Origin of the sequence: Actinomadura geliboluensis (assembly GCF_005889745.1) — a bacterium.
Taxonomy (GTDB): Bacteria; Actinomycetota; Actinomycetes; order Streptosporangiales; family Streptosporangiaceae; genus Spirillospora; species Spirillospora geliboluensis.
Genome location: NZ_VCKZ01000319.1, coordinates 1 through 10,702, shown reverse-complemented (window position 1 = coordinate 10,702; position 10,702 = coordinate 1). Strand labels below are relative to the sequence as shown.

The 10,702-nt window shown below is 73.1% G+C and carries 11 protein-coding genes; all 11 read right to left on the bottom strand.

What is annotated here, in order from left to right; genetic code table 11:
- Positions 1–2,517 (bottom strand): type I polyketide synthase (locus ETD96_RS32695; RefSeq protein WP_138640343.1); only part of this gene is annotated, 2,517 nt, incomplete at its 3' end.
- Positions 2,518–2,562: 45 nt separating this feature from the next.
- The gene (locus tag ETD96_RS32690; RefSeq protein WP_138640342.1) at positions 2,563–3,294 is read right to left on the bottom strand and encodes a thioesterase II family protein; all 732 of its coding nucleotides are present in this window, start codon (positions 3,292–3,294) and stop codon (positions 2,563–2,565) included.
- Positions 3,291–4,538: a cytochrome P450 gene (locus ETD96_RS32685; RefSeq protein ID WP_138640341.1), complete on the bottom strand. Its 1,248-nt coding sequence runs from the start codon at positions 4,536–4,538 to the stop codon at positions 3,291–3,293. The genes ETD96_RS32690 and ETD96_RS32685 overlap by 4 nt, the downstream gene beginning before the upstream one ends.
- Entirely contained in the window at positions 4,535–4,831 is a 297-nt protein-coding gene (locus tag ETD96_RS32680) for a phosphopantetheine-binding protein (RefSeq protein ID WP_138640340.1), read from the bottom strand. Before ETD96_RS32680 ends, ETD96_RS32685 begins: the two co-directional genes overlap by 4 nt.
- Before the next feature lie 246 nt (positions 4,832–5,077).
- Complete coding sequence (locus ETD96_RS32675) at positions 5,078–5,830, bottom strand: ABC transporter permease (protein ID WP_240808389.1); 753 nt, start codon at positions 5,828–5,830, stop codon at positions 5,078–5,080.
- Between the two features lie 5 nt (positions 5,831–5,835).
- Complete coding sequence (locus ETD96_RS32670; protein ID WP_138640338.1) at positions 5,836–6,777, bottom strand: ATP-binding cassette domain-containing protein; 942 nt, start codon at positions 6,775–6,777, stop codon at positions 5,836–5,838.
- Between the two features lie 174 nt (positions 6,778–6,951).
- Positions 6,952–8,043: an HAD-IIIC family phosphatase gene (locus ETD96_RS32665; protein WP_205719558.1), complete on the bottom strand. Its 1,092-nt coding sequence runs from the start codon at positions 8,041–8,043 to the stop codon at positions 6,952–6,954.
- Positions 8,044–8,063: 20 nt separating this feature from the next.
- A complete protein-coding gene (locus ETD96_RS32660) occupies positions 8,064–9,164 on the bottom strand; it encodes an acyl-CoA dehydrogenase family protein (protein WP_240808388.1) in 1,101 nt (366 codons plus the stop codon).
- Positions 9,157–9,429, bottom strand: coding sequence for an acyl carrier protein (locus ETD96_RS32655; RefSeq protein ID WP_138640336.1), 273 nt, complete (start codon positions 9,427–9,429; stop codon positions 9,157–9,159). The genes ETD96_RS32660 and ETD96_RS32655 overlap by 8 nt, the downstream gene beginning before the upstream one ends.
- 15 nt (positions 9,430–9,444) lie before the next feature.
- On the bottom strand, positions 9,445–10,116 hold the full coding sequence (locus ETD96_RS32650; protein ID WP_138640335.1) for an O-methyltransferase: 672 nt from the start codon (positions 10,114–10,116) through the stop codon (positions 9,445–9,447).
- Positions 10,116–10,702, bottom strand: a 587-nt coding sequence (locus ETD96_RS32645; RefSeq protein ID WP_138640334.1) for a 3-hydroxyacyl-CoA dehydrogenase family protein, incomplete at its 5' end; no start/stop codon positions are given. The genes ETD96_RS32650 and ETD96_RS32645, both read right to left, overlap by 1 nt.

Sequence of the window (10,702 nt, the reverse complement as noted above, 5' to 3'; positions counted from 1 at the left end):
CACCCGCTGCAAGAGACCGTGGCCGGCCACGGTCTCTTGCAGCGGGTGGGTGAGGACGGGGTGGGCACTGGCCTCGATGAACAGGGTGTGCCCGTCGTCTAGCAGAGAGCGGGTGGCGGCCTGGAAGTCGACAGCGGTGGCCAGGTTCTCGTACCAGTACGCGGCCCCCATCACCGTGGTGTCGCTCAGCGCGCCGCCGGCATGGCCGGCGACGGTGGAGTAGAACTCGACCGTCGCGGGACGAGGCTCGACCGGCGCCAGCGCTTCCAGCAGCTCGGCGCGGAGCACCTCCACGTGCCAGGTGTGGGAGGCGTAGTCGATGGGGACGCGGCGGGCGCGGACGCCGTCGTCCGCGCAGGAGGCGAGCAGCTCGTCGACGGCGTCGCGGTCGCCCGCGACCACGGTGGCCGAGGGCCCGTTGAGCGCGGCGACCGCCAGCCGTCCCCGCCACCGTTCGATCAGCTCCACGGCGTCGTCCGCGGGCAGCGGCAGGGAGACCATCCCGCTCCGGCCGGCGATGCGGGTGAGCGCCCGGGACCGCAGCGCCACGATGCGGGCGGAGTCTTCCAGGGTGAGGATCCCGGCGATGTGGGCGGCGGCGATCTCGCCCTGGGAGTGGCCCACCACCGCGTCCGGGATGATGCCAAGGTGCTCCCACAAGCGGGCCAACGAGACCATCACCGCCCACAAGGCGGGCTGGACCACGGCATCCCCGTCGAGGCGCGGTGCGTCCGGCGCCTGGGTGAGGACGTCGATCAGGTTCCAGCCGGTGAACGGCTCCAGCGCGTCCGCGCACGCGGTGAGGTGCTCGGCGAACACCGGCGAGGTGCGCGTCAACTCCACGCCCATGCCGGCCCACTGCGAGCCCTGCCCGGGGAAGACGAGGACGGTCCTGCCGGGGGCGGCGGCCGTCTTGCCCGTCACCACGCGCGCTGACGGCTCGCCGGCGGCCAGGGCCGCCAACGCGTCCCGGAAGTCGGCGGGCTCCCGGCCGATGACCACCGCCCGGTGCTCGAACACCGAGCGGCTCGCCACCAGCGCATGCCCCACCTGCGCGGGCGACACCTCCGGGAAAGCATCCAGATGATCCAGCAGCCGCCGCGCCTGCTCCCGAAGCGCGGCCTCGGACTTCGCCGACACCACCCACGGCAACGTCCCGTCCGTCACCACCGCCGGCTCCACCTCGGCAGGGGCGGCGGCGTCCTCTCCGCCCGTCCACTCGCGGAGGACGACGTGGCAGTTGGTGCCGCCCATGCCGAAGGAGCTGGTGCCGGCGACCAGGGGCCGGTCGGGGCGGGGCCAGGGGGTGAGGTCCCGCTGGACGCGGAGGCGGAGTTCGTCGAAGGCGATGTCGGGATTCGGCGTCTCGAAGTTGAGGCTGGGCGGCAGCTCGCGGTGCCAGATGCTGAGGATGGTCTTGAGCAGCCCGACGACGCCGGCCGCGCCCTCCAGGTGGCCGACGTTGGTCTTCGCGGACCCCACGAGGAGCGGTGATCCGGCGGGGCGTCCGGTGCCGAGCGCCGCTCCCAGCGCGGCGGCCTCGATCGGGTCGCCCACGCGGGTCCCGGTGCCGTGGAGCTCGACGTACTGGACGTCCTCGGGGCGGGTGCCGGCCTGGTCGTGCGCCCGGCGGATGACCTCCGCCTGCCCGCGTGCGCTGGGAACCGTGAGGCCGGGCGTGGTCCCGTCGTTGTTGACGGCGGTGCCCGCGATCACGCAGTAGACCCGGTCGCCGTCGGCCACCGCCCGGGACAGGGTCTTCAGAACGAGGTAGGCGCCGCCTTCGCCGCGGACGTAGCCGTTGGCTCCGGCGTCGAAGGTCCGGCACAGGCCGTCCGGTGACAACCCGCCGAACTTGGACGAGCCGAGGGTGCTCTCGGGGGTGAGCGTGAGGTTGACCCCGCCCGCGAGCGCGAGCGTGCAGTCTCCGGCGCGGAGGCTCTCCGCGGCCAGGTGCACCGACACCAGCGACGAGGACTGGCCCGCGTCGACCGCGAGGCTGGGGCCGTTGAGGCCGAGCGTGTAGGACAGCCGGTTGGCGATGATGCTGCGGTGGAGCCCGGTGACGGAGTGGCGGTCGATGCGCCGGGTGCCGTGCTTGTAGAGCCGGATCGCGTAGTCGTCCCAGATGGCGCCCACGAAGACGCCCGTGCGCGTCCCGGCGAGGTCGGCGGGGACGATGCCGGCGTCCTCCAGCGCCTCCCAGCCGAGTTCGAGCATCAGGCGCTGCTGGGGGTCCATCATCGCGGCCTCGTTCGGCGCGACGCCGAAGAAGTCGGCGTCGAAACCGGCGACGTCGTCCAGGAAGCCGCCGCGCGCGGAGATCACCCCGCCGGGGTCCGCGGCGTCCGGGGCGTCGGGGCCGACCGGCCCGCGCGCGCCCCGGCGGCCGGCGGGAACGTCGGTGATGCCGCTTCCGCCGTCGCGCAGCAGCTCCCAGAAGGCGCGCGGATCACCCGCCTTGGGCAGGCGGCACGACATGCCCACGACCGCGACCGGCTCGCGCAACTCGGACATGCGATTCCCTCCGTACTCGGCGCACGGCCCGCGGCCGCACCGTTCTCATCGCCAAGAGGTCAGCAGCTTCAGCAGGTCGTCCGGGGCGTTCATGAAGTCGTGGTGGCCGCCGTCGACGACCCGGACCTCGACGGAGTCGGCGTAGCGGCGCCACCCGCCGAGCTGGTCGAGGCTCACGTCGGGGTCGTCCCGCCAGTGCAGGACGAGGATGGGGCAGGGCACCGCGACCGGCTCCGCCCGCCGGTACTCGCGCGCGGCGGCGAGGTCGCGGAGCAGCACGACCATGCCGAGCTCGACCATGTCCGGGCGCGGGTCGATCCCGCGCCCGCGGATGACCGACTCCAGTTCGGCGCGCAGCGCGTCCTCGGTCATGGTGAGCATCCGGTCGAGCGCCGCGTCGTGCGGGGCCGGCTGCCCCGACACGACGAGGCATTCGGGGCCGGGCAGTCCGAGTCTCGCGAGCCGGACGGCGGTCTCGTACGCGGGCAGCGCGCCGGCGCAGTGGCCGAAGAACGCGTACGGGCGGTCGAGCAGCGGTGTCAGGGGTTCGATCAGGGCGGCCGCGAGCTTCCCGTACGTGCCGTAGTGGGGCTCGCCCAGCCGGTTCTCGCGGCCGGGGAACTGCACCGGGCAGACCTCGACGCCGTCGATCGCGGCGGGCCAGCCGCTGAACGCCGACGCCCCCGACCCGGAGTAGGGGAAGCACAGGAGCCGGGCGGCGCGGTCGGGGGACGGCGGCCGGACGAACCACGGCGCGCCGGCGGAACCGGCGGTCATGGCGCCGTCCGTTCCCCGGCGACGATGGGCAGGTGCGTCATCCCGGCGATGAAGTACGACCGCAGGTGCTGCGGCTCGCCGCCGAGCTCGATCGACCCGAAGCGCCGCAGGAGCTCCTCGAAGAAGACGCGGAGGGTCAGCCGGGCCAGCGGCGCCCCGACGCAGTAGTGCGGCCCGTACCCGAACGCGACCTGGCGGCTCGCGTTCCGCGTGACGTCGAACGTGTGCGGGTCGGCGAACTGGGACTCGTCGCGGTTGGCCGACCCGATCCACGCGACGACCGCGCCGCGCGCCGGGACCGTCCCGCCGGCGATGCGGACGTCGTCCACCGCGTACCGCATGAAGTTGCAGGCGGCCGACGTCCAGCGCAGCCCCTCCTCCACCAGGTTCGGGACCAGCGACGGGTCGGCCTGGACCTTCCCGAACTGCTCGGGTCGCTCGATGAGGGCGAGCACCGTGCCCGAGACGGTGTGCGGCGTCGTCACGTTGGCGCCGAGGAGGATGCTGTAGCCGTCGAGGGCGATCTCCTCGTCGGTGAGCGGCGCGCCCGCCACCCGGACGCTCATGAGGTGGTCGAGCAGGCTCCCGTCGTCGCCGCCCGCCGATCTGCGCCGGGCGGCCCACTCCTTGACGTAGGTGACGAGCTCGTGGTGGGCGATCGCCAGGGTCGCGGCCTCGCTGCCGTGCCGGAAGTGCGGGTCCGAGGGGGCCGTCACCATCGCGGTCAGCTGGACGAGCGCGTCCCAGTCCCGCTCGGGGATCCCCAGCAGCGGGCCCGCGACGAGCATCGGGAGGCGGTGCGCCCGCTCCGCCAGGTCGAACACGCCGCCGTCCAGGGCCGGGTCGAGGAAGCGCTCGACCGCCCGCCGGATCCGCTCCCGCCACGGCGCGACCGCGCGGGCCGTGAGCCTGGCGCCGATGGCCCGGCGGACCAGGGTGTGCCGCGGCGGGTCGGTGGAGGTCAGCAGCGTGCCCGCCGCGACGTCGTCCACCCCGAGGTGGGTGACCACCGTCCCGCGCTCCGAGGTGAACCGCCGATGCTCGCCGAGGACGCGGCAGACGTCGTCGTAGCGGGTGACGGACCAGAACTCCCGGCCGTCCGGCAGCACCTGGTGGTGCAGGGGCGCCTTCGCCCGCATCACGTCCCAGATCGGGTGCGGGTCGCCCGCCGAGTACAGGTCCAGGTCGAACAGGTCGACGCGGTCGAGGTCGACGTCGCGCGCCGGGCCCGGCGTCAGCCTCACGTCCGTGCCCTTCCCCGCTCGACCAGCCCGGCGACCCGCGCCGGCGTCTGCGCCAGGTAGAAGTCGCGCACGGACAGCTCCACGCCGTACTCCCGGCCCACCCGCTCGATGATCTTGATTCCGATCAGCGAGTTGCCGCCGAGCGCGAAGAAGTCGTCGTCCGGGCCGACGTCGCGGCCGTCGAGGTGCTCCGCCCACAGCGCCGAGATCTCCGCGACGAGCGATGCGGGCGCGCTCGGCGGCGCGGCCTCGTCCTGCCCACCGCGCCGGTGCACCTGCGGCGTCGATTCCATTGCCAGCCCTTTCCGCTGTCCCGCCGGCGAGACACATCATTCGAACGGGTGAACCGAGTGTCCCTCGAACGGCTTTTCCGAACGTGCGCTGGTGGCGTCGGGCGCGCGTAGTCCGGGCAGGGGTTGACGCGCATCGCGGCGCGGGAAATGAAAAGGTCGGGACGCGGCTTATTCCGGGCAGCGTGAAAGAACACCGGAAGGCGCCCCGGTGTTATCGGGCCCCGGTGTTATCGGACGTGCCGTTCGTCAGGCCCGCTTCTTGAACAGCGAGACCGCCCACACGTACCCGGCGAGGGCGAGCGCGACGCACCAGAGGACGGCCGCGACGGCGTCGCCGCCCGACGGGTGGCCCGCCAGCAGCCCGCGCAGCGTCTCGATGATCGGGGTGAAGGGCTGGTACTCGGCGAACTGCCGCAGGCCGGCGCCCATCGTGTCCGCGGGCACGAACGCGCTGCTGAGGAACGGCAGCATGATCAGCGGCACGGCGGCCATGCCCGCCGACTCGGCGGTCTTCGCGGCGAGGCCGAGCGCGACGGCGAGCCAGCTGGCCGCCACGGTGAGCAGGACGACCAGGCCGAGGACGCCGAGCCACTGGAGCACGCTCGCGTGCGGGCTGAACCCCATCGGCAGCGCCACCAGGACGATCGCGGCGATCGCGACCAGCGAGCGCACCGTCGTGATGACGACCTGCCCGGTCAGCACGGCGCCGCGGGAGACGTCCATGGCCTTGAAGCGGTTGATGATGCCCTTGGTCATGTCGTCGTTGACGGCCGTCGCGGTGGACACCAGCCCGTAGCTGACGGCCATCACGATCATCCCGGGCGTCGCGTAGTCGATGTAGTCCTCGCCGACGCTGAAGGCGCCGCCGAACACCTTGACGAACACCACCATGATCCCGATGGGGACCAGGACCGCGTTGAACACCACGAGGGGGTTGCGGACGCTGTGCTTCAGGTTGCGGCGCAACATGATCGAGGAGTCCGCCAGAGCCGCCGCCACACCGTTCACCGTGCGCTCGCCTCCGCGCTCGTGCGCCCGGTCAGGGCGAGGAAGACATCGTCGAGGTCGGGGGTGTGCACGGTGCACCGCTCGGCGATGATCGCGTGCTCGTCGAGCCGGTCCAGCAGGGCCTTCAGAGACGCGGAGTCCCCGTCGCCGGGCACCCGCAGGGTCAGTTCCTGGACGTCCGGCGCGGACCCGTCCAGCACCCGGGCGGCGGCGGCGAGCTCGTCGGGTCCGGCGAACCTGAGCTGGACATGGGTGCCGGGCACCTGCCGCTTGAGCTCCTCGGGGGTGCCCTGGGCGACCAGGCGCCCCTGGTCGAGCACCGCGACGTGGTCGGCGAGCTGGTCGGCCTCCTCCAGGTACTGGGTGGTGAGGAAGATGGTGGTGCCCGCGGCGACCAGCTCGCGGACGATCCCCCACATGGTGCGCCTGCTGCGCGGGTCGAGGCCCGCGGTCGGCTCGTCGAGGAAGATGATCCGCGGGGCGCCGACCAGCGTCATCGCGAGGTCCAGTTTCCGGCGCATGCCGCCGGAGTAGGACGAGGCGATCCGGTCGGCCGCGTCCACCAGGTCGAAGCGCTCCAGCAGCTCCGCGGCCACCCGCCCGCCGTGCGGCACCCGTTTCAGGTCCGCCATGAGCTTCAGGTTCTCGCGGCCCGTCAGCAGCTCGTCCACCGCGGCGAACTGGCCGGTCACGCCGATGGCCGCGCGCACGCTCCTGGTCTCGCTCACCACGTCGTGGCCGGCGACGCGCACCGTACCCGCGTCGGGTTTCGACAGGGTCGCGAGAATGTTCACGGTCGTGGTCTTGCCGGCGCCGTTCGGGCCGAGCATGGAGAAGACCGATCCGGCGGCGACCTCGAAGTCTATGCCGTCGAGCACGACTTTGTCACCGAACGCTTTTCGCAGCCCTGAAGCTGTGATCGCCGAGCCACTGCTCATGCCTCCACTTTCCCCTATCGGGACGGGAAATATAACCGTCTTTCCGGGGCCGCCTCATTTCATCTCTTCAACTCCAGGTCAGGGCACTTGTCACCGCCGGCGCGGAACCGATGTCCCGTTGCCGGGACACCGGCCGGCCCCGGGGCGGCGGCTCCCGGGTGAGGCGAGCGCGGGCTACAGCCATTCCACCGGCGCCCCGCCGGTGTGCGGGGGCGGGGCGAAGACCCGCATCGTCGCCGGCGGGTCCTGCCTGGCCGGCTCCAGGTGGAGGCACTGGATGCCCTCGGCGGGCGAGAACGCGGCGAGGCAGGCGCAGTCCGCGGTGGTGAAGCCCGCGAACCGGTAGGCCACCTCCATCATCCGGTTGCGCTCGGTGCGCCGGAAGTCGGCGGCGAGGTGCGCCCCGGCCCGCGCCGCGGCGTCGGTGAGCCACCGCAGCAGCACCGCGCCCGCACCGAACGAGACGACCCGGCACGACGTCGCCAGCAGCTTGACGCGCCACGCCCCCGGGGCCTTCTCGACCAGCACCACCCCGACGGCGCCGTGCGGCCCGAAGCGGTCGGCCATCGAGACCACCAGCACGTCGTGGGCCTCGTCGGACAGCAGCGAGCGCAGCGCGGCGTCCGAGTAGTGCACGCCGGTCGCGTTCATCTGGCTGGTCCGCAGCGTCAGCTCCTCGACCCGGGTGATCTCCTCCTCACCGGCCTCGGCGATCCGCATCTCCAGGCCGAGCGAGCGCAGGAAGTCCTCGTCGGCGCCCTGGAAGCGCTCGCGCTGCCGGTCCCGCTCGAACCCGGCCCGGTACATCTCGCGGCGCCGGCGCGCGTCGACGGTGACCACCGGCGGGCTGAACTCGGGCAGGTCGAGCAGGTCGCGGGCCTGCTCGGCCCGGTAGCACCGGACGTCCGGCAGGTGGTAGGCGACCTCGGCGCGCTCGCTCGGCAGGTCGTCGATGAACGCGACGGTCCGCGGGGAGAAGTTCAGCCGCTCGGCGATGCTGCGCACCGACTCCGACTTCGGGCCCCACCCGATGTGCGGCAGGACGAAGTAGTCGGCGAGGCCGTGCTCCTCGAGCCGCGCCCACGCCTCGTCGTGGTCGTTGCGGCTCGCCACGGCCTGCAGGACGCCGCGCGCGTCGAGGCCCATGACGACCTTGCGGACGGCGTCGTCGACCTCGACGCGGCCGTCCTCGGCGAGCGTGCCGTTCCACAGCGTGTTGTCGAGGTCCCAGACCAGGCATTTCACGATCGGTTGCGCTTCGGACACGTCCGCTCCCGTCGGGTCGGTCAGCCCGCCGCGGCGGCGGCGTGCTCGGCGAGGATCAGCTGGCAGATCTCGCTGCTGCCTTCGATGACCTCCATGAGCTTCGCGTCGCGGTAGGCCCGCTCCACGACGTGCCCGCCGGACGCGCCGGCGGACGCGAGCACCTGCAGCGCGGACGCCGCGCCGCGCGCGGCGTTCCCGGCCGCGACGTGCTTGGCGAGGACCCCCGCGCGCACCTGCTCCGGCGACCCCTCGTCCCGGCTGCGGGCGGCCTGCTCGCAGGCATAGGTCGCGGTCCGCTCGGCGGCGTAGAGCTCGGCCAGGTGGCGGGCGACGAGCTGGTGCTGGAGGAGGGGCTTCCCGAACTGCTCGCGGGTCCGGGCGTGCCGGGCGGCGGCCGCGAGGCAGGCGCGCAGGATGCCGACGCATCCCCAGGCCACCGACAGCCGCCCGTACGCCAGGGCGATGGTGGTCAGCATGACGACCGGCTGCCCGGCCACCGCGAGGAGGTTCCCCGCGGGCAGCCGCACGCCGTCGAGGGTCACGGCGGCGTGGCCGGCGGCGCGGCAGCCGAGCGGTTCGGGCACCCGCTCCACGCGGACGCCGTGTGCGGAGGCGGGCACGACGGCGACGCCGCCCGCGCCCGCGTACCGGCCGAACACGACGATCCAGTCGGCGTAGGCGGCGACCGTGATCCACGTCTTGGCGCCGTCGACGACGATCTCGTCGCCGTCGCGCCGGATCTCGGTGGTCATCGCGGCGAGGTCGCTGCCCGCGCCCGCCTCGCTGAACGCCACCGCGGCCAGGTCGCCGCCGGTGAGCCGGCCGATGAACTCGGCCCGCTGCTCCCGGTCGCCGAACCGCTGGACGGTCCAGGCCGCCATCCCCTGCGAGGTCATCACGCTGCGCAGCGAGCTGCACAGCGCACCGGTGTGCGCGGTGAGCGCCCCGTTGTCGGCGCCGGACAGGCCGGGGCCGCCGAACTCGGGGGCCGCCTCTGCGCACAGCACGCCCTTCGCGCCCAGGGCCCGCAGCAGGGGGACCGGAATCTCGCCCGCCACGTCCCACGCGCCTGCGGCGTCGCCGACCGTGTCGGTGACCAGCGCGGTCAGGGTCTCAAGCACCGTCGCCACCGCGTAGCCGGGTGACCAGCGTGCTCATGGACCGCAGGGTGCGGAAGTTGTCGAGCGCCAGGTCGGCGCCCTCCACGGTGACGCCGAACTCCCCCTCCACGAACACCACCAGCTCCATCGCGAAGAGCGAGGAGACCGCCCCGGAGGCGAACAGGTCCACCTCCCGCTCCCACGTCACCTTCGTCTTCACTTCGAGGAACGCACCGATCCGCTGCTCGATCTCAGCGGCCGATGGGGCGGTCGTCGATTCCGTCATGGGCCGAACCCCTTCTCAGCTCGTCGTGTTCTTGCGGGCCAGCGTGATCCCGTCCGCCATCACGAGCAGCGACAGGTCGACTCTCGTGTCGCCGTGCAGCGAGGCGTTGAGCGCACGGATGGCCTCGGTGTCGGGATCGTCCGCGCCGGGGTCGGCGACCCGCCCGAAGAAGAGCGTGTTGTCGAGCACCACCAGGCCACCCGGCCGCAGATGGGTGAGCGCCTGCTCGTAGTAGTGCGCGTAGCCGGTCTTGTCCGCGTCGACGAAGACCAGGTCGAACGTTCCGGGGCCGCGTTCGGCGAGCAGCTTCGCCATGGTCTCCGCGGCGTCCCCGAGCCGCAGCTCGATCCGGTCGGCGACGCCGGCGCGCGCCCAGTACCGCTCGGCGACCGCGGTCCAGCGCGCGCTGATGTCGCAGGTGACGATCCGGCCGCCGGGCGGCAGCGCCCGCGCCATGCACAGGGTGCTGTAGCCGGTGAACGTGCCGATCTCCAGCACCCGGCCCGCCCCGGTCAGCCCGACCAGCAGGGCGAGCAGCTGCCCCTCCTCCGGCATCGTCACCATGGCGTGCAGCGGCGGCATGGCCGCCGTCTCGGCGACCAGGTCGCGGAGGACCGCGTCGTCGCGCAGCGACACCGACCGCACGTAGTCGAGCAGCCGCTCGCTCAGCTCCACCTGCCCGGCCATCAGCGGACCCCGTACTCGTAGAAGCCGCGGCCGGTCTTGCGCCCGTGGTCGCCTTCGGCGACCTTGCGCAGCAGCAGCTCGCTGGGGCGGCAGCCCTCGTCCCCGGTGCGCTCGTACAGCACCGTCAGCGAGTCGACGAGGTTGTCGATCCCGATCAGGTCGGCGGTCCGCAGCGGACCGGTCGGGTGCCCGAGGCAGCCCTCCATCAGCGCGTCGACGTCCTCGACGGTGGCCCGGCCCTCCGCGACGACGTTCGCCGCATCATTGATCATGCGGTGCAGGACGCGGCTGGTGACGAAGCCGGGGCCGTCGCCGACCACGATCCCCTTCCGGTCCAGCACGGACAGCAGCTCCTTCACGGCCGCCATGGCCCGTTCACCGGTCCGCGGCCCGCGCACGACCTCCAGCGTGCCGATCAGGTAGGGCGGGTTCATGAAATGGACGCCCACCAGGTCCGCCGGGGACGGGACCCGGCCGGCGAGCTCGTCCACCGGGATGGAGGAGGTGTTGGTGATCCGCGCGGTGCCCGGCGCGACCGCGGCGGCGATCTCCCGGTGCGCCGCCGCCTTCAGCTCGGCGTCCTCGG